The organism is Orientia chuto str. Dubai, from assembly GCF_000964595.1.
GTDB classification, from domain to species: Bacteria; Pseudomonadota; Alphaproteobacteria; order Rickettsiales; family Rickettsiaceae; genus Orientia; species Orientia mediorientalis.
On record NZ_LANP01000007.1, the window covers coordinates 1 to 23,838 of the forward strand.

At 28.8% G+C, this 23,838-nt stretch carries 22 protein-coding genes, 2 tRNA genes and 1 pseudogene; 12 read left to right on the top strand and 13 right to left on the bottom strand.

Annotated elements, in window-relative coordinates; genetic code table 11:
• From traD to ndhC, 9 genes are all read right to left on the bottom strand, one after another.
• On the bottom strand, positions 1 to 85 hold an 85-nt coding region (gene traD, locus OCHUTO_RS01515), incomplete at its 3' end, for a conjugal transfer protein TraD (RefSeq protein ID WP_045797102.1).
• Between the two features lie 274 nt (positions 86 to 359).
• Positions 360 to 1,556: a hypothetical protein gene (locus OCHUTO_RS01520; RefSeq protein ID WP_045797103.1), complete on the bottom strand. Its 1,197-nt coding sequence runs from the start codon at positions 1,554 to 1,556 to the stop codon at positions 360 to 362.
• Between the two features lie 496 nt (positions 1,557 to 2,052).
• The gene (locus OCHUTO_RS07030; RefSeq protein WP_052694610.1) at positions 2,053 to 2,256 is read right to left on the bottom strand and encodes a transposase; all 204 of its coding nucleotides are present in this window, start codon (positions 2,254 to 2,256) and stop codon (positions 2,053 to 2,055) included.
• Positions 2,257 to 2,397: 141 nt separating this feature from the next.
• Positions 2,398 to 3,666, bottom strand: a complete 1,269-nt coding sequence (nuoF, locus tag OCHUTO_RS01530; RefSeq protein ID WP_045797104.1) for an NADH-quinone oxidoreductase subunit NuoF — start codon at positions 3,664 to 3,666, stop codon at positions 2,398 to 2,400.
• Positions 3,667 to 3,683: 17 nt separating this feature from the next.
• Positions 3,684 to 4,238 carry an NADH-quinone oxidoreductase subunit NuoE gene (gene nuoE / locus OCHUTO_RS01535; RefSeq protein ID WP_045797105.1) on the bottom strand — a complete coding sequence of 185 codons (555 nt, stop codon included), beginning with the start codon at positions 4,236 to 4,238 and terminating at the stop codon, positions 3,684 to 3,686.
• Positions 4,235 to 5,425 carry an NADH dehydrogenase (quinone) subunit D gene (gene nuoD / locus OCHUTO_RS01540; protein WP_045797106.1) on the bottom strand — a complete coding sequence of 397 codons (1,191 nt, stop codon included), beginning with the start codon at positions 5,423 to 5,425 and terminating at the stop codon, positions 4,235 to 4,237. Before nuoD ends, nuoE begins: the two co-directional genes overlap by 4 nt.
• A gap of 23 nt (positions 5,426 to 5,448) precedes the next feature.
• Positions 5,449 to 6,027, bottom strand: coding sequence for an NADH-quinone oxidoreductase subunit C (locus tag OCHUTO_RS01545; protein WP_045797107.1), 579 nt, complete (start codon positions 6,025 to 6,027; stop codon positions 5,449 to 5,451).
• 3 nt (positions 6,028 to 6,030) lie between these two features.
• Entirely contained in the window at positions 6,031 to 6,543 is a 513-nt protein-coding gene (locus OCHUTO_RS01550) for a NuoB/complex I 20 kDa subunit family protein (RefSeq protein WP_045797108.1), read from the bottom strand.
• 13 nt (positions 6,544 to 6,556) lie between these two features.
• The gene (gene ndhC, locus OCHUTO_RS01555; protein ID WP_045797109.1) at positions 6,557 to 6,928 is read right to left on the bottom strand and encodes an NADH-quinone oxidoreductase subunit A; all 372 of its coding nucleotides are present in this window, start codon (positions 6,926 to 6,928) and stop codon (positions 6,557 to 6,559) included.
• Positions 6,929 to 7,141: 213 nt separating this feature from the next.
• Between ndhC and OCHUTO_RS01560 the strand changes: the two genes are divergently transcribed.
• On the top strand, positions 7,142 to 7,291 hold the full coding sequence (locus tag OCHUTO_RS01560) for a hypothetical protein (protein WP_232296918.1): 150 nt from the start codon (positions 7,142 to 7,144) through the stop codon (positions 7,289 to 7,291).
• 155 nt (positions 7,292 to 7,446) lie between these two features.
• Here the strand turns inward: OCHUTO_RS01560 and OCHUTO_RS01565 are convergent, their stop codons facing one another.
• Positions 7,447 to 7,701 (bottom strand): succinate dehydrogenase assembly factor 2, encoded by a 255-nt coding sequence (locus tag OCHUTO_RS01565; protein ID WP_045797111.1) that lies wholly within the window; start codon positions 7,699 to 7,701, stop codon positions 7,447 to 7,449.
• A 326-nt stretch (positions 7,702 to 8,027) separates the two neighbouring features.
• On the opposite strand from OCHUTO_RS01565, the gene dnaA reads away from it, so the two are divergent.
• From dnaA to OCHUTO_RS01580, 3 genes are all read left to right on the top strand, one after another.
• Positions 8,028 to 9,440 carry a chromosomal replication initiator protein DnaA gene (dnaA, locus tag OCHUTO_RS01570; RefSeq protein WP_045797112.1) on the top strand — a complete coding sequence of 471 codons (1,413 nt, stop codon included), beginning with the start codon at positions 8,028 to 8,030 and terminating at the stop codon, positions 9,438 to 9,440.
• Between the two features lie 14 nt (positions 9,441 to 9,454).
• A complete protein-coding gene (gene dnaN, locus OCHUTO_RS01575; protein WP_045797113.1) occupies positions 9,455 to 10,756 on the top strand; it encodes a DNA polymerase III subunit beta in 1,302 nt (433 codons plus the stop codon).
• A gap of 665 nt (positions 10,757 to 11,421) precedes the next feature.
• Positions 11,422 to 12,672, top strand: a complete 1,251-nt coding sequence (locus OCHUTO_RS01580) for an ankyrin repeat domain-containing protein (protein WP_045797114.1) — start codon at positions 11,422 to 11,424, stop codon at positions 12,670 to 12,672.
• A 414-nt stretch (positions 12,673 to 13,086) separates the two neighbouring features.
• Here the strand turns inward: OCHUTO_RS01580 and OCHUTO_RS01585 are convergent, their stop codons facing one another.
• Entirely contained in the window at positions 13,087 to 13,413 is a 327-nt protein-coding gene (locus tag OCHUTO_RS01585; RefSeq protein WP_045797115.1) for an A1G_07140 family DUF167 domain protein, read from the bottom strand.
• Positions 13,414 to 13,482: 69 nt separating this feature from the next.
• On the opposite strand from OCHUTO_RS01585, the pseudogene OCHUTO_RS07195 reads away from it, so the two are divergent.
• Both OCHUTO_RS07195 and gltX read left to right on the top strand, forming a co-directional pair.
• A pseudogene (locus tag OCHUTO_RS07195) lies at positions 13,483 to 13,581 on the top strand (IS982 family transposase); the annotation flags it as partial.
• Positions 13,582 to 13,866: 285 nt separating this feature from the next.
• Positions 13,867 to 15,285, top strand: coding sequence for a glutamate--tRNA ligase (gltX, locus tag OCHUTO_RS01590; protein ID WP_045797116.1), 1,419 nt, complete (start codon positions 13,867 to 13,869; stop codon positions 15,283 to 15,285).
• A 90-nt stretch (positions 15,286 to 15,375) separates the two neighbouring features.
• On the opposite strand, the gene OCHUTO_RS01595 is transcribed toward gltX, so the two are convergent.
• Positions 15,376 to 15,630, bottom strand: coding sequence for a HesB/IscA family protein (locus OCHUTO_RS01595; RefSeq protein WP_306305438.1), 255 nt, complete (start codon positions 15,628 to 15,630; stop codon positions 15,376 to 15,378).
• 113 nt (positions 15,631 to 15,743) lie between these two features.
• Between OCHUTO_RS01595 and argS the strand changes: the two genes are divergently transcribed.
• Together argS and OCHUTO_RS01605 are read left to right on the top strand one after the other, a co-directional pair.
• Positions 15,744 to 17,507, top strand: coding sequence for an arginine--tRNA ligase (gene argS / locus OCHUTO_RS01600; protein WP_045797117.1), 1,764 nt, complete (start codon positions 15,744 to 15,746; stop codon positions 17,505 to 17,507).
• 11 nt (positions 17,508 to 17,518) lie between these two features.
• Positions 17,519 to 18,307 (top strand): SPOR domain-containing protein, encoded by a 789-nt coding sequence (locus OCHUTO_RS01605; protein WP_045797118.1) that lies wholly within the window; start codon positions 17,519 to 17,521, stop codon positions 18,305 to 18,307.
• A gap of 45 nt (positions 18,308 to 18,352) precedes the next feature.
• Here OCHUTO_RS01605 and OCHUTO_RS01610 read toward each other — a convergent pair whose 3' ends face one another.
• Entirely contained in the window at positions 18,353 to 18,988 is a 636-nt protein-coding gene (locus OCHUTO_RS01610) for an SCO family protein (protein WP_045797119.1), read from the bottom strand.
• A 946-nt stretch (positions 18,989 to 19,934) separates the two neighbouring features.
• Between OCHUTO_RS01610 and OCHUTO_RS04800 the strand changes: the two genes are divergently transcribed.
• From OCHUTO_RS04800 to OCHUTO_RS01630, 4 genes are all read left to right on the top strand, one after another.
• Positions 19,935 to 21,134, top strand: a complete 1,200-nt coding sequence (locus OCHUTO_RS04800; RefSeq protein ID WP_198139646.1) for a hypothetical protein — start codon at positions 19,935 to 19,937, stop codon at positions 21,132 to 21,134.
• 128 nt (positions 21,135 to 21,262) lie between these two features.
• The gene (locus OCHUTO_RS01620; RefSeq protein WP_045797120.1) at positions 21,263 to 22,093 is read left to right on the top strand and encodes a hypothetical protein; all 831 of its coding nucleotides are present in this window, start codon (positions 21,263 to 21,265) and stop codon (positions 22,091 to 22,093) included.
• Positions 22,094 to 22,962: 869 nt separating this feature from the next.
• Positions 22,963 to 23,039 (top strand) — tRNA-Pro (locus tag OCHUTO_RS01625).
• A gap of 708 nt (positions 23,040 to 23,747) precedes the next feature.
• A tRNA-Ser gene (locus OCHUTO_RS01630) sits at positions 23,748 to 23,836 on the top strand.
• Positions 23,837 to 23,838: the final 2 nt, after the last annotated feature.

Here is a 23,838-nt window from a genome sequence, read left to right on the forward strand (position 1 = left end):
TAGCTTTAACAGCTAAACCACCAATTTCTATAAGATGTCTAGTGCGCATTCTACGCTCTTTATCTTTTAGATTAAGTTCTTCCATTATAATTTTAGCTTTTTTTTGCTGAAGACTATGCTACATAAGATTCATAAAAAAATTAACAGGCAAGAATATATCAAAATACAGTAAAGAAAATCATACCGAACCTACAAAACCAACATCAAATAAATACAGTAAAAAACAAAAATCCCAATTAGAAGCTTCATTATAAAATAAGCTTATACGCAATAAAATTTTTAAAAACTTATATTATAATGTTAAAAATTTATGCATGCAGACTTATTTCAGAGGATTCGTGAGAGACTATTCCGAGGGTTCATGATCCTGATATAATATTGTCCCCTTGAAGAGATAGTTCCATATCAGAAGGATTGTCATTGTTTGCATTTTCTTCCTTAATATTTTCATAGAAAATATTAAAACGCTTAAGTTCATCATTAGGCAACATTTTCAATACTTCTGGAGATTTATTTAACATTATGTCTCTAATAGTTTGTGTAAGTGTAATATTATTATTTTCAATCGCAATATGATTAGCTTCAATAAGATCATCTACTAAAATATCATCCTGCAATGCTTTCTTTATCTTTGTATTGTCTAGCGCATCTGTCATACTTATAATGTCTAAAATATGCGGATAGTTATGTTCTTTGATAGCATTTTCCAATGCTTTAGTATGCATACTAGTTAGTTTACCTAGCAATCTATTATATGTTGCATTGGGGCCGTAAGTGCTATAATATTGCACTGTAGCACTGTGGACAAAATAAAAACTGTCTCTAAATTGCTCGAAATCATTTATATCTATATTAGATACTAATGAATTTATATTAGCTCCATTGTGTATAATCTTAAAAATATATTCAAAATTTAGATTGTTAGTAGCTATAAGTAATTTTGCATTTTTTATAATTTGAGAATCTTCATTTTTAATGGCAAAAATAAAAACATAATCAATATACATTGCTAAATCATCATCACCATAACTAATATTACTAAGAGCTTTAATAGCATTATCAAGAATTTTACATTCATCATTAGATAGTTTGGATACTTTTTGTAATTTATTTAAAACTGCTGCTGAGGCAAATTTTGCAAGGGAAATGTTATCATTTTCACGAGCAATTTTAATAAGTTCATTGAGATCATCAATTAAAATATCCTTTCCAAACATATCTCTTATATGTGCCGTTACTTCATTACTACATGTGTATGATGATATGCTTTCAATATCGCAAATATGCTGGTAGTTACGTTCTTTAATAGCTTTTTCTAATAATTCAGTATGTATTTTTGTAAGTTTAGCAGCTAATAAACTATCGATCTGGGGTAAACCACACCTAATGCCATATTGTACTGTATAATGGACAGCTAAGGAAAGTTGATCTATATACTGTTCAAAGTTATTTTTATCTATATTAGATACTAACAAATCTATATTATCTTGTATACTTTTACAAATATATTCAAAATCTAGATTTCTAATATCTAGTTCTGATTCTTCATTTAACATAACTTTTTACTTTATATCTTAAGTTTATGGATTTTAGAATTAATGAAAAGTTTAGTATGATTAAGATAATAATAAACCAATGCAGATAATATAGAAAAATTTTTTAACTAAAGGCAATAGCTTATTTTGCATGTTTTTTTATACTAATCACCAACTTTAACACCTCAATTATAAAGATAAAAAAAAAATTATAAAGTAAAAAAAAGTATTATTTTAAACCTCATTTTGGATTAGGAATTTAGAATTAATAGAATGTTTAATAGCCTTATCAAGGTAATAAGCTATGAATGAAAGATATATATAAATAAAAAGCATTCATATTAACTGTTCTTATTGTATATTTGAGATCAAAAGAACATTTTAATATAGTGTGTTAATAATTGAACGTTTATAAGTAAAAAATTTTTCAATTTAAGAGTAAGAGTTTATTCTTAATATTTTGTTTTATACCAGTTGTCCACTCCAATCATTTATTATAAATGTCAGAAAACAATTCTTATTTTAAATAGCTTTTATCACTAAATAACAAACCAGTAATATAATTGATTAATTTAGAAACATTGGTCCTATCATCTACATTTTCTTTAGTTAGTTTAAGGCCTTGGATTTTATATTGTTCATTAATTAATAAATGTAATTTTATCCCAAAAAAACAACCTTTATTAGTTTTGATAAAATTTGATAAAAACTGTAAGATCACCAAATACTTTTATAAATCTTAATCAAAACTGAGGTTATTAGATAAACTATTAATTCATTGATTACTACTTTTAGTAAAATATATATAAAGCTGTTATATTTTTTTATGGAATTCTCTTATTTTTTGTTTTCTTACTGTATACTATAATGCATTAAAATTTTTTATACGATCTTCAATTTCATGTCTAAAGTGCCTAATTAAACCTTGAATAGGCCAAGCTGCCGCATCTCCTAATGCACATATAGTATTTCCTTCTATTTGTTTGGTAACTTCTAGTAACATATCTATATCATCTATTGTAGCGTTTCCTTTTACTAATCTCATCATAATTCGCCACATCCAGCCAGTTCCTTCTCGACACGGTGTGCATTGTCCACATGACTCATGCATATAGAACTTACTTAGTCTAGCAATAGCATAAATTATATCAGTGTTATTATTCATTACTATAATACCACCAGTGCCTAATCCTGATCCTGCTAATTTCAAACTATCAAAGTCCATTTCAACTGTATCACAAATATTCTTGGGAATCATTGGCACAGAAGATCCACCTGGAATAACAGCTTTAAGATTATTCCATCCACCTTGTACTCCACCAGCATATTTTTCTATTAGATATTTAAGTGGAATTCCCATTTCTTCCTCAATATTGCATGGATTATTTACATGTCCTGAAATGCTAAAAATTTTAGTCCCAGTATTATTTGGTTTACCAAGACTAGCAAACCATTGAGCACCTCTTCTAAGTATTGTTGAAACTACAGCTATAGATTCCACATTATTAATAGTAGTAGGACATCCATATAATCCAGTATTAGCAGGAAATGGAGGTTTTAAACGTGGCATTCCTTTTTTCCCTTCTAAGCTTTCAAGTAAAGCTGTTTCTTCTCCGCAAATGTAAGCTCCAGCTCCTCTATGTAAGTAAAGATTGAAGTTAAAGCTTGTACCACATGAATTTGAACCTATAAATCCAGCATTATAAGCTTCTTGAATTGCGTTTTGTAATATTAAAGCTTCATTATAATATTCACCACGTATATATATATAACATGTTTGAGCTCCAATAGCATATGCTGCAAGCAGGCAGCCTTCAATTAGTTTATGAGGCTCATACCGAATTATATCTCTATCTTTACAGGTTCCTGGTTCTGACTCATCGGCGTTAACAACTAAATAACTTGGCTTGTCAGAATTTTTAGGCATAAATGACCATTTTAAGCCTGTAGGAAATCCTGCTCCACCTCGGCCACGTAAACCAGAGTTTTTTATTTCTTCGATAATCCATTCTTGCCCTTTTAATATTAAGTCTTTAGTTGCATACCAGTCACCGCGTTTTTTAGCACTTACAAGATCAACTGCCATTAATCCAAGCAAATTAGTAAAAATTTTATCCTCGGTATTCAACATATATAATTGCTTTTAAATTATAAGTTAGATTTCTCATCAATTTTTAGTACAGATTTTTGTTGTAGATCTGCAGCTTGCAAGTTATTGATAATTTCTTTAATTTTATCGTTAGTAAGGTTTTCATGATAATCATAATTAATTTGGGCTACTGGAGCATTTCTGCATGCTCCTAGGCACTCAACTTCTTTTATCGTAAACAATTTATCCTGAGAAGTTTGTCCGGATTCAATGTTTAATAATTTTTTACAGAAACTCATTATGTCATTTGCACCTTTCAACCAGCATGGTGTAGTACCGCAAATTTGTATATGATATTTTCCTACTGGCTTCAGATTAAACATAGTATAAAAACTTGCAATTTCATGTACTTTGATATATGGCAACTTAAGTAAAGTTGCGACATATTCAATACAATTATTAGAAAGCCAATTACCATTTTGGCTTTGTGCTAGTTCTAATATTGCTAGAATAGCACTAGCTTCTTTTCCTACTGGGTAATTACTGATTATTTTTTTTGCTATTGCCAAATTTTCTTTGGAAAATGTAAATTCTGTTTTTGTAGCTAAATTCATCTGTCTATTTCTCCAAAAACTATATCAAGTGTTGCTATAATAGTTATGATATCCGATAATGAGTGTCCTCTAGCCATAGAGTCTAATCCCTGTAAATGAGCAAATCCAGGGGCTTTAATACGGCACCGATAGGGCCGATTAGTGCCATCAGAGTATAAGTAAATGCCAAATTCGCCTTTAGGAGCTTCGACAGCTGCATATACTTCTCCAGCTGGAACATTATATCCCTCAGAATAAAGTTTAAAATGGTTAATTAAAGCTTCCATGGATTTTTTAATTTCAGACCTTTTTGGTGGTGAAATAGCAGGGTTCTGAGTTTTAATTTCTCCTATAGGCATTTGTTGAATGCATTGCTTAATTATTTTGATTGACTGATACATTTCTTCAATTCTAATTAAATACCTATCATAACAATCACCATTTTTGCCAATAGCTATATCAAAATCTAAACTAGCATATTGGTCATAAGGTTGTGACTTTCTTAAGTCCCAAGCAATACCAGAACCTCTAAGCATTATTCCAGAAAAGCCTAAATCCATAGCTTGTTGCTTAGATACAATACCAATATCTACTGTTCTTTGCTTCCAAATCCTATTATCAGTAAGCAATGTCTCAAGATCTGCTATTTTACATGGAAATTGTTCACAAAAACTAGCTATATCTTCAATTAAACCTCCTGGCAAATCTTGTGCTACACCACCTGGGCGAAAATAATTAGCATGCAGTCTTGATCCTGAAACTTTTTCGTAAAACTCCATAATTTTTTCTCGTTCTTCAAACAGCCATAACAATGGTGTGGTAGCTCCAACATCAAGAGCTTGAGTTGCTATATTCAAAGTATGATTGAGTATCCTAGTTAATTCAGCAAACATAACCCTAATATATTGTGCTCTTAATGGAACTTCACATTTTAATAAATGCTCTACTGCTAAAGCAAAAGCATGTTCCTGGCACATTGGAGAAACGTAATCTAGCCTGTCAAAGTAAGGTATTGCTTGCAAATAAGTTTTATATTCAATTAACTTTTCAGTTCCACGATGTAAAAGACCTATATGTGGATTAGCTCTCTCGACTATTTCGCCATCCATTTCTAATATTAACCGCAATACCCCATGAGTTGCAGGATGTTGTGGCCCAAGGTTCAATTTAAATTTTTTAGAACGTTTTATTCTTTGCTTTAGTACCATTACTTTCTATAGATGCTAGGTTGTTACTCAGTATCTGATTTTTGACCTTGCCAAGGAGAAGAAAAGTTAAAATTTCTATATTCCTGATCTAATTTTACTGGTTCATAAACAACCTTTTCTAACTTGTCATCATACCTTACTTGTGAGTATCCACTGAGGGCAAAATCTTTTCTTAATGGATGACCAATAAATCCATAATCTGTTAATATACGTTTTAAATACGGATGACCGGCAAATTCAATTCCAAACAGATCATATATTTCTCGCTCATACCAATTAGCATTGCTAAACACCGGTATAGCTGATTGAATTTGTTCGTTTTCATTAAGATTAACTTTAACTATTATCCTGATGTTTTTTATCATACTAAGTAGGTTATATACAATCTCAAATCTTTGATTTCGACTTGGAAAGTCTGCTGCAAAAACATCTGTTAGTACTGTGAATTTTAATTCTTTGTCATTCTTTAGTAGCTTTAAAACTTCAATTAACTGCTCTTTATTAATTATTGCATTAACATGATTAGCAACATTAAATTTTGCACTAATATTAGATATAGCAAACTTATTTTGTACTAATTCTTTGAGATTTTGTAGCTTCATAATTTATCTTTTAAATTTGACTTGCTGAGTTCTATTAATCTTTTTTTGTAGCTGTAAAATGCCATAGAGCAATGCTTCTGGAGTCGGAGGACAACCAGGAACATAAATATCTACTGGTACAATTTTATCACAACCTCTAACTACTGAATAGGAGTAATGGTAATATCCGCCTCCATTTGCACAGCTTCCCATTGATATTACCCATTTTGGTTCAGTCATTTGATCATAAACCCTACGTAATGCTGGAGCCATTTTATTAGTTAATGTTCCAGCTACTATCATTACATCAGCTTGGCGTGGACTTGGGCGAAATAACATACCATAACGATCCATATCATATCTACTACCAGCTGTTTGCATCATTTCTATCGCGCAGCATGCTAATCCAAATGTCATAGGCCATAATGATCTAGTTCTAGCCCAACTAACTAAATTTTCTATATTAGCTAGAATAAATCCTTGATTAGATAAATTTTGCTGATAGATACTTGTATCACTAAATGTATTTTCTGCCATTGATTTTTCTAGATTAGTCCCATTCTAATGCTCCTTTTTTCCACTCATAAATAAACCCAATTATTAATATAAATAGAAAAAATATCATGGAATAAAAGCCAAACATTTTTATTTCCTTCAAATATACTGCCCAAGGTATTAAAAATGCTATTTCTAAATCAAAAATTATGAATAGCATTGAAATTAAGTAAAATCGAATATTAAACTTACTTCTAGCATTGCTAAATGGATCAAAGCCACACTCATAACTCTCAAGTTTATTTTTATTATATTTTTTATCAGCAAATACTTGCGGTAAAACTATAATTACAACTGATAAAATTAATGATATGGCAAAAAATATCGCTATAGGAAGATATTCTAATGCAGTTAATAAATGCAACATTGTATTAATATACTAAAACTTATTGCTTCTCTAAAAACAATATTGTAAACTCTTATACACAACTTATTATATATAGTAGTTTTAAAAATTGCAATTATAATAGACATTTAGCACACTAAAGTTAATTTTACGGAAAATTTAATGAATTCAGGAATAAACACAAAATTGATAACATTAATTGAAACAATAAACAAAAGACCTTGGTTAAAGTACTTGTTGTGTTTTATATTAATATCAGTAGCTACTTATGTTAACTATAAGTTAGTTTCCAAAGAAAAGCCTGAGTTATTTGATCCCAATCTTGCTAAAGCAAAGCGTGAAGCGGCAGAATTAGAGAAGAAAAATTCCACTAATCTTGCATGACATTATTTATATAGGTAATTAAATACCAAAAAAATTTTATTTCTTTGGTATTATGTCTTAAAAAATTCATGAGCAAGGCAATCAACTGCAGTGTTTACAATAGTCATTGTATGCATAATCCATCAATATGCTCTATCAATCTAAATAAGTTTAATTTAAATATTTCTTAACATATTAATTAGTTTTTTATTTAAATGCTTAGGACAAAGCTTTGTATTCATTATCCATTTATAAATATCATTATCGTTGCATTCTAAAATTAATGCAAAATCTAGTAATTCTTGATCACTAAAACATTTAAGATTGTTATTTAAAAACGAACTTAACAAAAGGTCGTTTTCTTTACATCCACGATGTGTTGCTCTATAAACTAACTTCTTTATAAATATCTGCCTTTCATCTTTATTCATAACAAAAATGTTCTTAAAAATAACTTTATCTTAAAAGCCACATTTAAATTTATTTAATCATAAATATTATAATTAATAAAATAGCTATCATTAATAATAACTATCCAACTTTAAGAGTATTCAAGTATAAAATTATGCTCTTGAATTTTTTAGGTGATTATATGATATTTACCTTGTTCATAATTAAGAAATACTAAAAATGAAACTGATAAACATATGATATATGCTAATTTATAGCTTGTTATAGTTTAATTATCTATATTTAGTAGATAATTTTTTAATCAACATAATACAATAAATACTATAACCAAATCTTGAAAAAAGTAATGAATACACTTCTGCAACAACCAAATATTAAAGATGAATTATATTTCCATAGACTGTGGAATAATGTAAAGCAAGACCTGAAGCATCATTACGGTGAAGCTGTATTTAAAAGTTGGTTCAGTAAAATGAATATAGTTGATTTTACAGATAGTTATATAAAATTATCTGCTCCTACTAATTTTACGCGTGACTGGATAAAAGCTAACTACTTTGATTCTATTCAGCAAATATGGGCTTATTATGATAGCTCTATTAAGAGCATTGATATTATAACTTCTGCTATTGATTGCAAAAATTTCAATCCAAAATTTTCTGCTTTGCAAAATATAGATGCTAATAATAATCAACAATATAGTACTAAAAGTAGTAATAATCTTATTTTTTCCTCAACATTAGATCCAAGATTTACCTTTAATAATTTTGTAGTTGGGAGACCAAATGAATTGGCTTATGCTGCAGCAACTACAGTAGCTGAATCACCAACTGCTGTTGCAAAATCTAATCCTCTTTTCTTATATGGTGGAGTTGGACTTGGAAAAACACACTTAATGCATGCAATAGCATGGCATATTCAGAACTGTAGCCTTAGTAAACGCAAGGTAATTTATATGTCAGCTGAAAAATTCATGTATCAGTTTGTTCAATCCTTAAGAAATAAAGATGTTATGTCCTTTAAGGAGCAATTTAGGTCAGTAGATGTACTTATGATAGATGATATTCAATTTATTTGTGGTAAGGATAGTACTCAAGAGGAGTTTTTTCACACATTTAATGCCCTAATTGATAATAAGCGACAAATGGTAATTTCTTGTGATAGATCTCCTTCTGATCTTGATAATATTGAAGAAAGAATTAAATCTAGATTAGGATGGGGATTAGTAGCAGATGTACATAGTACAACTTATGAATTACGACTTGGAATATTGCAATCAAAGGTTGAGCAGTTAGATACCTCAATTCCACTAAAAGTATTAGAATTTTTAGCCGCTAAAATTACCTCAAATGTGCGTGAATTAGAAGGTGCTTTAAATAAGGTTATAGCTCACGCTACTCTAGTTGGATATGAAATTACTATTGAGAATACTCAAGAAATTCTAAGAGATTTATTGCGCTCTAATCAAAAAACTGTGACAATTGATAACATTCAAAAAAAAGTAGCTGAGCGCTATAACATTAAGATATCTGATATGTCATCTAGCCGAAGGTCAAGGTCAGTTACAAGACCGCGGCAGCTTGCAATGTACCTTGCTAAGCATCTAACATCTAAAAGTTTAGTAGATATCGGCAAGGCATTTGGTAAAAAAGACCATACTACAGTTATGCATGCTATTAAAGCAGTAGAGAACTTTCGCAATCAGGAACAGGAGTTTGAAGATGAGGTGCGTCTATTAATGAAAATACTGCAAAGTTAATAAGAGTAATAGTTATGGCTGCTAATCATATCACAAATAATGGTGATCGGGGAATATTTGATATTAAGCTTGATACTAAAACCTTTTGGCGAGCTCTAGATTTTTGTATGCCTATATTAGAAAGAAAAAATGTTGATCAAATTTTAGGTAATGTAAAACTTACTCACACCTTTGGTACTCCAGAGAACTATTTAGAAATAAGTGCTACAGATGGTGACATTTTTATTTATCAAAAACTACCAATTAAAATTAGCCAAAAAGATATTAATATAACCCTTCCATTGCGTGCATTAAGTGAGATAATATCTAAAATTCCACATAGTGAATTTACTATATGTTGTCAAAAAGATAATAAATTGGTCCAAATTAAAGGAGGAAAATATCTTGAGTTTAATTTAGCAGCATTACCTTCTAATCTTTTTCCTGTAGTTGAAGAAATAAGCGATTCAGATTTTGTTATTCATACTACCGCTATACAATTAGCTCAAATTATTGAGTATGCTAAGTTTGCTATGTCTACAGAAGAAATGCGATATAATCTTAATGGTATTTACCTACATTCAAAAGATTACAAATCATTAATAGCAGCAGCAACTGATGGACACAGACTTGCTAGTATAAAATGCTGTATTAATACTTTTAAAAAATATATATCTAGTAATGATGGTTTTGGAGTTATTTTATCTTATAAAACTGTTACAGAATTGCATAAGATTCTCAAAGAATTGTCAATAAATCAATATAATGTAATTATAAGGGCTAAAAGTAATCGAATACAGTTTGATTGTAAAAATATCACTATTATTTCTAAATTAATAGATGGCAACTTTCCTGAATATGAGCCATTTATTCCTGTTAATAACACAAAAGAAATAACTATTAACTCTGAGTATCTGTCTAAGTCAATTGATAGAGTATCAACTATCGCAATGGAAAAGTCCAAAATAGTGATTTTAGATTTAGATCAGGATGCTATTACAGTTCGTGCTTATGGTAATGCTCAATGTCAAGCTCAAGAACTATTGCTTCGGCAACAATATAATTATGAGAACCAAGATAGATCTTCTCAGCAAAAAATAGAGGTATACGAATACATAGGCGATAATCAACTAACAATAGCTTTTAATGCAAAGTATCTGCTTGACGTTTTAAAAGTGTGCGATAATACTAAAGTTCCTATTAAATTTAAAGATTCTATATCTCCAGCTTTACTTCAATTTGAAAGAGATAATATTAGTGCTACTTTTGTAATAATGCCAGTTAGTGTTCCTAATCAAGAATCTATTTGTAGCCAAAAAAAAGAACAGAAGATATAAAAAATAAAGATTAATAAGCACAGTCAAGATAAAGAAAATTTTCTTTATCTATGTAATATTATTATCATCTTTATTTAATCTGTTAGAAATATCTATTCTAGGTATAAATATAACTTTACTTACTAATATACCTTTAGTAAATGAATAGTTCGGCAATGATTAAAGCAAAAAAGTATAAGATAGTAATAACTTTTAGCAGAGATAGAAAATCGAAGAATTAAAGATCTGCTACTGAAATCAAGATAAAAGGATTTGCGATAGAATTAAAACATAGTGTTAATTATGTTGTGCATATAATAGGATAGGATTTTTTGCTATTAAAGCCAGGGAGGAAGTAGGGGAACACTTAAGGCACAATATCATCGGGGGTAGATAATTGAATAATTTTTCATGATTAGTAAGCATTTTAGCAATAAAAAAGTAGATAAGAAACTCTGAGAACAGAGCATAGAAAACATAATAAAAAAAACGATCTTGATATTAAGATATCTTTTTTCCATGGGATTATCTATTTACAGCTATAAATCCTCTACTTAATCTTTCTCAATCAAAAACTGAGATATTATTATTAAGTAATTACTCAGTATATAAAAAATATTTGTTGAAATTACTTAGCTAATATTGCTTATTATATATCAATAGTTTTTCAATTTTAAATTGCAACAATGAATAATGCTATAATCCGATACATAGTTGAAGCGATAAAATTTTACCAATTTGCTTTAGCATGGAATTGCATGCTTTGCTATAGAAATGATATTCAACAAATAAAACGGTGTGTGAAAACTGAAATTTCAAATGAAGAATGGAAATTGTTCAAGTTTTTTCAAAAACATGTTAGTAGTAAAGAATTATGCTACCATCCTGTTTTTAATATAAAACCCAAGAATTTAAACTTAATTTACAATCTTTTTGATCAAGGTAAACTTGAAAAGGCAAAAGCACTTATAGGTGGTAGGGCTTTATGGAAACTTGCAGAACAAGCAATAGCAAAAGAAAATTTTTCATGCTTAAAATTTTTATTAGATTATCAACTACAGTGTAATATAGCTTACAAGTTTCGTAATGAAGAAAATCAGTCAGAAGCAAAAGTAGCTGCAGTAAAGTTCTGCGCAGGTCTTTTAGGATATATAAACATGCGTTTAAATGAAATTGATGTAGTAACTGAAGAACCAATGACTAGTGATATAACATTTGCTAAAATGGTGGATTATTGTCTAACTAAATCAGAAGGACAAATACAAGCTATGCAATTAGATGGTCCTGTGCTTAAGACATCACTGCATATGTGTATTCAAAAAAATTACTTTGAAATTATAAAAATATTGTTACAACATCAAGCAGATATAAATTATTGTAATATGTCTCCAGGATCAGAAAGGCCTCTTGGAACTCCGTTATATATAGCTCTTGAATGTAACAACTATGAACTTGCTAAAATATTAGTACAACATGGGGCTGTTGAGTATTTATCAGGTAGGGTAGATTCAATGGATAAAAAGGCAGGTCATCCACAAGTGGAAGCTTTATTACATGCAGTTGAATTTCTCAAAAATACTGGATTTTTTACTGAAAATAAATGTTTATCAGAGAAAAAACTAAATGATCTTCTAAAGATAAGCGATTTTATTCAGACAAAATGTAAAACCTTGAGTAATTTTTATGAACTAATTGGTTCTGTTGACTCGAAAACCTTGCTGTCGCAATTAGCTTATGAATTTCGCTTAGATTCAAGATTACTATGCTTCTATATAGAAGCAGTGCAATTGGAAGCTTCGAAATTACAGTTATTAGATTATTATGTTGAAACCAGTGATCAGCATAGAACAGAAGATGCAGGTTGCTTTTGTGCTGTAATGTTTAACAGCAATAATGATGTAAAATTACAGGGAGATTGTGAAGATATAGCAAATTAAATTAGGAGAAACATGCAACTATAACCAGAAACCTATGCCTAAAATATACAATTTCTATTAGTTATAATGTTTGTTAAAGATAAAAAAGAATCAGAATTAAACTTAAAATTATCTGCTAGCAAGTGTGAGTCTTGCAATAACTAAAGACTTAATGGAAGAAAAGAAAAATCCATCTTATTTTAAATAAAATTAGCAGAGTGTATTATTATAATCTCTAAAGAGCCTATTTTCTAATGTTATTTGATAAATATATAGTCCATTAACCTTCTATATAGAATCTCTTATCCTTTGTAAATCATTTTGTTAAGTTATTATTCTATTCATAATTTATTTCTCTAAATTCTTGATCTAATCCTTTCTAATCTAAAACTGAGATCTAAATATATTAAATATTATCAGCAAAATTAATTTCATTCACTTATTGATACTTTGTAGTTTATTTATAATAAGATCACAGATGTTATAATTTATCTTTATGACTTTTAAACTACTACGAAGGCCATAAACTATCTTGATAGTTGATTTATTTATTTCAAGCCATTGTGATAGAAATTTTATAATTTCTTGGTTTGCTTTATTCTTTTCTGGTATTGCGTTAATGCAAATAGATATAAAGCTTTTATTATTTATGTGATATAGTCCTATAATTTGATTAGTTTTAGCAGCTATTTTAACTCTAAGATTAATAAATATCGAATTTGTTGTAGTATCCAAAGACCAATAATGTTGATGAGTTGGCATATGTTGTTTTATAGTTATTAATAATGCTTTCTTATAAAGTTTATCACAATCTTATTTTTAAGATGACCAAAAATTTTATTATATAAACGTTCAATTGTTGAAACTGTATTAAATTCTTTTGAGCTCGAACATATAAAACATCGTTCAATATGGAATGCTTTCGTATATAATAGCATCCTGTCTTAGTTGCTTATTGTCTCTTTATATTTACTAAACCTTCTATTAGTTCTAAATTACTAATCTAAATCTGGGATATTATTACAAAAAATTGTAGAAACAAGAGATAAAGTATGCTTAATTTTAGTATTAAAAATTGAAGAAGTGATCAAGCCTTGACTTTTACATTCTATTACAGTCTAAATTTGTAACACACTTTAATAAGCTATTTGATAACAATACTTAGGTTCTATAGTATTAACTTTAATTATACGTTTGATCTTTTTATGTAATATTATGACAAATATAGTAACAAGATTTGCCCCTTCTCCAACTGGCTTTTTACATATTGGTGGAGCTCGTACTGCTCTTTTTAATTATTTATTTGCTCGCCACTATAAGGGAAAGTTTTTTCTTCGTATTGAAGATACAGATACTGCTAGATCAGCTGAAGAATATAGGCTTAGTATTATAAATGGCTTAAAATGGTTAAAAATAAACTGGGATAATGATGTTTTTTACCAATCTGCAAATTTACAGAAGTATGTAAAAATAGCTTTAGAATTAGTTAAAAGTGGTAAGGCTTACTATTGTTTTACTACTCAAGAAGAAATTGATCACCAAAGACAGTTAGCTATTATTAAAAACCAAAGCTTTATTTTTAAGAGCCCATGGCGCAATAACACAACTTCATTATTAACCAATAATAACAAACCATATGTTATTAGATTTAAAGCTCCAGACCATGGTATTACAGTAATTAATGATTATGTACAAGGCAAAGTAGTATTTCAAAACCATCAAATTGATGATATGATTTTAGTGCGCAGTAATGGGATGCCAACTTATATGTTGGCAGTGGTAGTTGATGATCATGATATGGGCATTACTCATATTATTCGTGGTGATGATCATCTTACTAATGCTGCTAAGCAAATAGCACTATATCAAGCTTTAGGTTGGACAGCGCCAGCTATGGCTCATATACCTTTAATTTATGGGTTTGATGGTGCAAAATTATCTAAACGACATGGAGCTATCTGTATTGAAGAATATCAAAAAATGGGTTTTTTGCCAGAAGCTTTATGTAATTATTTATTAAGATTAGGCTGGAGTTATCGAGATGAAGAGATAATATCACATGACAGAGCTATAGAGCTGTTTAATTTTGATGGATTAGGCAAGTCTGCAGCTAGATTGGATTTTGATAAAATGCTATATTTAAATGGCTATTATATTCGTAATACTGATGCTTTGATACTAACAAAACTAGTGATTGAGATATTATCTAAGCAATATATTCTTAGTAATGAGAGTTGTAATTTAATTGAAAAAGGAATGCCAGGTTTAAAAAGTAGAGCAAATTTAATTCATGAGCTTGCTGAAAATGCTAAGATTTATGTTTTAGATAACAATCTTACATTTACAAATGAAGCTTTAAATATTATTCAAAAAACATCTTTAATATTAATTACTGAGGTAACTAATATTATTAATAATCTTCCAGAATTAAATTATGAGTTAGTTAAACAAGCTTTTATAAGGTTAGCTCAAATTAAACAGATGAAATTAGGGCAGTTAATGGAGCCAATTCGAGCATTATTAACTGGTAATACTAAATCACCTAGTGTATTTGAAATTATACCAATATTAGGGAAAGTACATACAATTAAGCGCTTAGCTAATATCGAAGCTATAAAAAACAATCAAATTTAAGTGTAATTTATAGCGCAAAAGAATTACCGCAACCACACTTAGCTTGAGCAGCTGGATTAGTAACTTTAAAATATGAACGCCCTAGCTCTTCTACGTATTCAATAGTGGCATTTTTAATAAATTTTGTGATAATGAGTCAATTACTACTATAGCATTATCTTTCCTAGCTATAAAATCACCTAGTTCATAATCTTTAACTAGATTATACTCATAAATGAACCCTGAACATCCTCCAGCATCAACACTAATTCTTAACATTAGTGGATCTGGTTCATTTTTATTTAACTCATCTATTCTTTTATATACTGTGTCACTTATTGTAACATGAAATTTTGTACTACTCATTTTTTTTGATTTTAGTTGACAATAATTATAGTTAATTTTTTCTTGATATAAAGGGTAATAATGTTATTTATTATACAATAGTAGCTTTATTATTTTCCAGTTATTCATGGTTTATGAACATTTATCAAAGGCTTAAGCAAGATATTGGTTTAGCAATTACTAGTATTATTAACGACCTAGAATCTATCAACAATAAAAAGTTAAACAATAATAAAATACCAATTATACTGGAATACTCAAAAGATATAAATAGCTATGACATTTCAACTAATGTTGCAATGCTTATGGCAAAGATAATAAATCATAATTCAATTATACTTGCTAATTTATTTAAAAATAAACTTAGTCAATACTCTTATATTACTAATATTGTAATAGCTGAACCTGGATTCATTAACTTTAGTATTCTTAAGCAAGAATGGCTAAACTATTTAGCTACAATATTAGATGGTAGCTATAGGGAAGAATACAGTAATCTTGGCAGCAATAAAAAAGTAAATATTGAGTATGTTTCTGCAAATCCAACTGGGCCATTGCATATCGGTCATGCTAGAGCTGCTGTTTATGGAGATGTATTAGCAACATTATTGCAATTTACAGGGTATAAAGTTACTAGAGAGTATTACGTTAATGACACTGGAGTACAAATTGATAATTTAGCTAAGTCAGTATATTTAAGGTATAAGCAGGCAATAACTGGTCAAGAAGTTGATATATCTAAAGGATTATATCCTGGTAAGTATTTAGTACCAATCGGAGTAAAATTAGCAACAGAATATAAAAATAATTTATTGTCTCTTAGTGAACCAGAATATTTGAATATTATAAAAGATGTAGCTGTTAATGATTTGCTGCAATCAATTAAAGAGGATTTAGCACTAATTGGAGTTCAACACGATATTTTTTTTTCAGAAAAAAAGTTGCATGATAATAATGCAATAAGCAGGGTAATTGATTTATTATCAGCTAAGCAATTAATTTATACTGGGAAATTACTTCCCCCAAAAGGACAAAATAATAATAATTGGCAACCAAGAAGTCAGCTATTATTTAAATCTACTATTTTTGGAGATGATCAAGATAGACCATTACAGAAAGAAGATGGAAGTTGGAGTTATTTTGCCAGCGATATAGCTTATGCTGAAAACAAGATAAAGCGAGGATTTAACTATGTGATTTTTATTCTTGGAGCTGATCATATTGGTTATGTTAACCGTATTAGGGCAATTATACAGGCACTTGATTATAAAAAAGAAATAAATTTGGATATCAAAATTTGTCAGCTTGTCAAGCTAATTGAAAATGGCACAACAGTAAAAATGTCTAAGCGTTCGGGTAGTTTTACTACTATAAGGGATGTATATGAGACTGTAGGAAAAGATGTCATTAGGTTTTTTATGTTGACTAGAAAAAATAATACCGTTTTAGATTTTGATTTGATAAAATTACAAGAACAATCTCGCGATAATCCAGTATTTTATGTGCAATATGCTTATGTTAGAGCAGGTTCAGTGCTTAAAAATGCAAAAAATAATGCTAATAAAGCATATGAAATTTTTTCTGCTAATAAATCAGATTTTAATCTTCTATCAACAAAAGAAGAACTTAATTTAATTAAAAAGTTAGCAGTTTGGCCTCATATAATAGAAGGAGCAGTAAAACATTTTGAACCTCATAGCATAGCTCTTTATTTGCAAAAATTAGCAGTTGAATTTCATGCTTTATGGAGTTTAAAAAAATGTGACCTAGATTACAGATTTATAGTTACAAATGATAATAATTTAACCGCTGCACGTCTTGCTTTAGCAGTAGCAGTTAGAGAAATTATTAGGGAAGGATTAAAAATTATTGGAATTACTTGTGTTGAAGTAATGTAAAAATAGAAATCATGTTTATAAAACGCCTTATATCTTATTTAGATATAAATAATAAAATTACTTATGGTCAATACTTTGCTTATGTTATTTTAATGCTATTGATACTTCTTGCAGAGCTTATATGCTTGTATTATATTGCTTTTTACTACTTATCTGCAGATATTCCAATAATTAAAAATGATAATTTTTTGCATAAAATCAAACCAAAGGTAGTGGGTGGCATTAAAATATTAAACTCAGATAAAACTATATATGACAAAATAAAAAACGAAAATAGCAGTACAAATAATCAAGTAAAAATTTCACCTTTACCAGAGCAGCCACTAAAAATTTCTGATAATGAAAATTATATCTTAAAAAATGAGGAAGTTATCTATGCAGATTTAACAACAGCAGAACCTACAGCTAATGCTTTTAGCACACGTAATGTAAACAAAGTTGATTCTAACAACAAGCCATTATTGCAAGATTTAGAGATTATAATATTAGACAAGTTTGATAACAGATTAAAAAATTTGCTTTTACATTTGCCAACAAAAAAACATTCTATACGGAAATATAGGTTATATCTTGATTCTAGCTATAATGCAGACCTTGCCAAGGAAATGTGGCAACAAATTTTTGAAAATAATAAAAAGGTACTTAAAAACTATGATTATATTATAGATAAAGTAATAATTGATAGTAGTAAGGTTATATACAATATTTTAGCTGGCGAATTTTCTAGTTTTAGCAATGCTCTTACGTTATGTAAAAAATTAATTTCTAACCAACAAAATTGTGTAGTAGTTCAATGTTAAATTTGTTTTTTGCTAGTATAAAATTTAAGCACACATATAACGTTGTTATTTTAAGTGAACTCTAATGTATTCTATTATTTTTTCTGGAGAATCTTCAAGAGTAAAATGCGATATATATTTACCATTTTTATCCATTAAATATATAAAAGTAGAATGATCTATTAGATAATCTTTACTATTGCTGTCACTCAATGCTGCAATGGTATAATACACACCAAATTTTTTAGTTATATCCTTAATTTGAAATTCAGTACCAGTTAAGGCAATAATTTTGCTGTGAAAATTTGTCATGTAATTTTTTAAAGTACTAGCATTATCCCGTTTAGGATCAACTGTCACAAAAATTGTAGACATATCTATATGATACATATCTAAAATTTTAATAACTTTAGATAATTTATCCAGTGTAGCTGGACATACGTCAGGACAAAAAGTAAAACCAAAGTAAATAAGATATGGTTTTCCTTTTAAGGATTCACTGTTAAACTCCTGATCATTGACATCAATTAACGTGAAGTTTCCGCCTATCTCGCTGCTTGCAACTGCAGAATGACTTGTTGTACTAGCTACTTTTTTAGACTGAGGCCATAAAACGAGTATAAAGTATAAAGATAATACTCCTATAACTATAGAGATAACAGCTAGTAAGTTAAAAAAGCGCTTGTTATTTTTTGTATCCATTTTTTCAAAGTTTTTAAAATTTTTATTAAAAATTAAGATGGCACAATACTACTTTATGAATATTTTCATTACAAGTTAATTCTAGCAACTCATAATTAAAAAATGCAAAATTATGCTATTATCATATTGATTTAGTAAATTCCTTTTATGATAAAGGAAAAATGGTACAATAACAAAAGGCAAAACAACTGGAAAGTGGGAGATTGTAAAAAATATAAGACTCCATTTTGGAGTAGGAATTTAGAATCAATAGAAGGAATTTAGTAGGCTTAAGTAGTGATAATATATTGAACTAGAAATCATTCTTTCTATATTAATGGTGTGTTGTTCAAGAACAGTAGCCCTTTATCTATATAGTTAGTTTAAAGCTTTTGATTTCTCCTTGTTTATTAATTAACAAATGTAATATTCAAAACTAATCTCCTTATACTTTATGGAGAAGATCTTTGAATAACAAATAGCAATTGGTATAGAGTCTATTATAGGATAACCAAGTAGCTTTACTAAGATGACATACAATTCAAGTTAAGAATATTAAATAATTTAATATTTTAGCTTTAGTCAATAAAACAGCAGTATGAATGCACATTAAGATTTATAATTGTAAATAGCGCTTATAATACTATTTTGTTAATCTCTAAATAGCTTATTTCAGATTCTGAATGTGCTTTCTAGTATTGTTAAAAAATATAAATTTCAAAATATAAATTTCGATTACTACTTTTAACAAAATCACCGATAAACAATATGGGGTTGTTATATCTTTTTTCATGTGATTCTCTTCTTTTAGCTCATTAGTTTAATAGGTTTTTATTTATTAAATAAGGAAAATTGTTGTTATAGTTTATTTTTTATATTAAACTATAAGGTTATTTAGTAACTGTATATAAAAACTAAAGATTATAAAATTTAACAATTTAAATTATCAAAATTTATGACAGATATTATGGGCAAATTAATACATAATAGTGATTCATTAAAAGACACTATATTAAGCAAAACATCAGAAGCAGAATATCCACCTAAGGATGTTATGGTATCAGCACTTAACCTAGCTTATAAGATAGGTTATTCTAGCTACAATGAAGAATATGAAAAAATAAGCGGAATACTTAAAAATAAAGGGTGGAAAGTTTTATGTACTTCTGCTGAGGGCAAAGATACAAGTAGATATGGATATAAGGCAGTAGCCTTGATTAACCAAAATACTGGTCAAGTTCATATTGCTACTGCTGGAACTAAGCCTATGCAGCCTTGGGATCTTTTCGATGATATGAAAATTTATTTCCATAGTTTACCCTGGAAAATGGATCCGATGAAGTGTTTCATAAACAAAATCCTTAAACAGCTTGATCAAGATACTAAAAACTATATTTTTAGTACTTCTGGGCATTCTCTTGGAGCAATAATGTCAGATTTAACAATGGGAGAATGCATATCTCAAAATTTAAAATTTACTAAATCTATTACTTTTGAAAACCCAGGATCAAGACCAATAGTAGATAGAGCAATTAAAAATCATGAGTTTACCAATAAAATTGAAATGCCAATAGAGGCATTAGCAAAGCACTGCATAATAGTTAATGCTAAACGTAATTTTATAAATTTGACTAATAGGCAGTTAGGTTCAGAGATAAAGTTAATGCTAGTTAAAAACAAATCAACAACTAATAAACATATAAGTAACTCTGCGCAAAGAGGAAATTGGATTAATAAATTTTGTTCAGCAATAAGAAATTGTATGAATTATTTTAAAATTACAGCTATTTCAGATCAAATTAATGATCATAAACTAGCAAACTTTGATAATCAAGATAGCGGTAAAGAACTAACGGAATTCACAGTCCAAAACTGGGATAAAGATCTACTAGTATTAGATGGCAAAACTGCTCAAAAAGCTAAAAATATTGCTTCTACCGGTAATGAAGGTATTATTATGGAGGAAGAGATTGATAGTCCATTAGAAGGTAGTAAGCAGTTTATAGGTTATCGGGCGTATACACATAGAGATTTATGCAGAATGGATAGTGAGCCAGAGCCTATTACTAATAGTCACAAAAAGCTACAGAGTAAAAAACTATATACTATACAACTAGAACAAAACAGATCAAACTCTTCTAGTACTGGGTTGCAGGGAGGACGATGAAATACAAAAAGTAAAGTAATAATTTTTTTCTAAAATGTGATAACTTATATTGATATTGACTTTATTTTTGTTGATATTTATAAAATCATAGTTATTGTATAATTTGTTTAATAAAAATATTTAAAAAAATGAAAACAAAAAAACTTATACTAGCAGTAGTTCTACTAGTGCCTTGTCTTTCTTCGGCTTTTGCTTCTTCTGATGATGTTAAAAGATTACGTAGATTAGAAATATTAGAGCAATTAGAGGACTTAGAAAAGCTAGAAAAATTGCAACGCTTGCAGCAGCAATTAAGACAAGAAGGAAGTAATGTACAATCTCAGCTTGGTCAGATCAGGGGTAGCAGTTATTACGTTAAATTATCTTTGGGAATCGCAGCATCTTTCTCAGGAGAAAAGTTTGTTTCTGATCATGGTCCGCTAGATGCAGATGCAGCTGCTATACTTCGTAATATTACTAATAATAATAATCTAGATCAAAAAAGCAGAGTTACAGCCTTCTCTATAGGAATGTATTGCGGCAGTGCATCTAGGGTTGAATTAAGTGCTGAATTTATGAAGGATATGATATTTAATTGTGATATGCATTTACTCTCTGGAAGGAATAGATTAATAATAAGAAATGTTCCTATATTTGCAATGGCACAACAATATGTTAATGCTTCTGGCATAGCATTTATGTGTAAGGGGTATTTGAATTTTATTGATGGACAAACGGTATCATGCTACTTAAATGGGGGGGTAGGTGCTCAAGGTTTGTTTGACTCTAATGAGACTAATTATAATATCGAGTACCACCCTTGCGTTATATTAGGATTAGGGGGATCTATTCACATCCAAGACTGGATACATTTCGATATTGATTTTGATGTTCACGGTGTAGATATATCTTCTTCAGCTGGCAGTCAAGGGTATTTGCATGGTTATACTGTATTATCTAGCTTAAGATTGGATTTTTAAAAATTTATCAACAACTTGCAATTAGTTGCACAGTAGTATTGTTAATGTTTAATAATCTCTATTTTGAATGTTTATTATGTTGTATATGTTCTATGATATGAAAGTCTTCAAAATAGACATTTAATAACTTTATAGTTATGCTAATTGTGCAATATACATTACCTAACGATAAAGCTTCAAAGACATATTAAAGTTGATATAGTAGATGGCATAAATACATTTTTATCTCGATATCACAAACTTGGCAATGGATACTATAGATACTCTAGACATTAAATTATAATGCCGCTGTTTCTGAATTAACAAAACATATTACCAGTTTATTATTTAGTAATAAACGCTTTTTAAAACAAAAATTATTTTCTAATCTTATCGATGATTGAAGTTGGTAACTAGTATAAAGAAAAACAAACTCTTGCTTTTAGTTGAGAAAAAATTTTACTATGTAAACGTTTCATTATTGATACTATAACCAATATATTAAATGGTTTTAGAGGGCTTGGACATATAAAAATTTTGTTCATATATTATCCTTCTTAGTTGCTTATTACCTTAAACATATTATTTCTATTAATTCTAAATTCCTAATCCAAAATTTGAGGTTGTATATAAGCACAAAAGAGCTATAATGCTTACCTTTTTCTGATATGTGTTATTATATCAAGCTTAGGTTTTAACAAGTTAAAGAAGCATTTATACTATTTTTAGATTTATTATACTATATGTGATATACAAAGAACTTCTAGTGACTTAGAATAGTATGTAATCTGAATTATGTTGCTTTCTTAAAAAAAATAAATAAAATTCTGGTAAAATTAGATGTTGAAAGGGACAATATCATCTATATACTTGTAGGTATAACTTTCCATCGGAGCATAGCGCAGCCTGGTAGCGCATCTGGTTTGGGACCAGAGGGTCGGGAGTTCAAATCTCTCTGCTCCGACCATTTTATTGTAAAGCTTATTAATCAATACGTTAGTTGTGCTGTTTGAAGTAATATTTATCAAAAAGTTTTATCAAATTTGTTTTTAATTTAAGTAAAAAGCATCATTAAAACAGATATTTAACTAAAACACAAAGACACTAACTTGTTTTAAGAAGAAGTTTATAGCCTGAGTGTTAAATTAGATATGATTATTAAAATCTGTGAATAGCTGATCTCTGATGTTCTAATTTTTTTTGATTTAATAAATAGGTATGAATTATTAATTCATACTGAAGATTTATGCTATACATCAAAATAAAATAGGATTATAACAGAATATTATAATTTAATTTTTGCTTGAGAGCATATACTTTATTTTTACAATGTTTGCCCATTATGGAATGGGCCTTATTATTGCTGCTAATCAATGATAGTGACTATATTTCTTGCCATATCTAAGTCTTTACTAAATCTTGCCTTAGCTTATTTCGCGTTTTAATTGAGTTATAATTCTTGAAGCGACTAGCTACTATTAATTAAGTAAGTAAAAAATAATTTATTCCAAATATATAAAACTAAGTACTGTGATAAGTAGTTGTAGAGCATTATTTTTTATTGTATATTTTATTCTTTAATATGAAGACTAAGAAAGGTATAAGATAACAATACTTTATACCTTAGCATAGTAAGGATTATGTACTACCAAATGCTGGTTTATAGTAATATCAAGGAAAAGTGGCCGAGTGGTTTAAGGCGCACGCCTGGAAAGCGTGTTTACGATAAACGTATCAGGGGTTCAAATCCCCTCTTTTCCGCCATT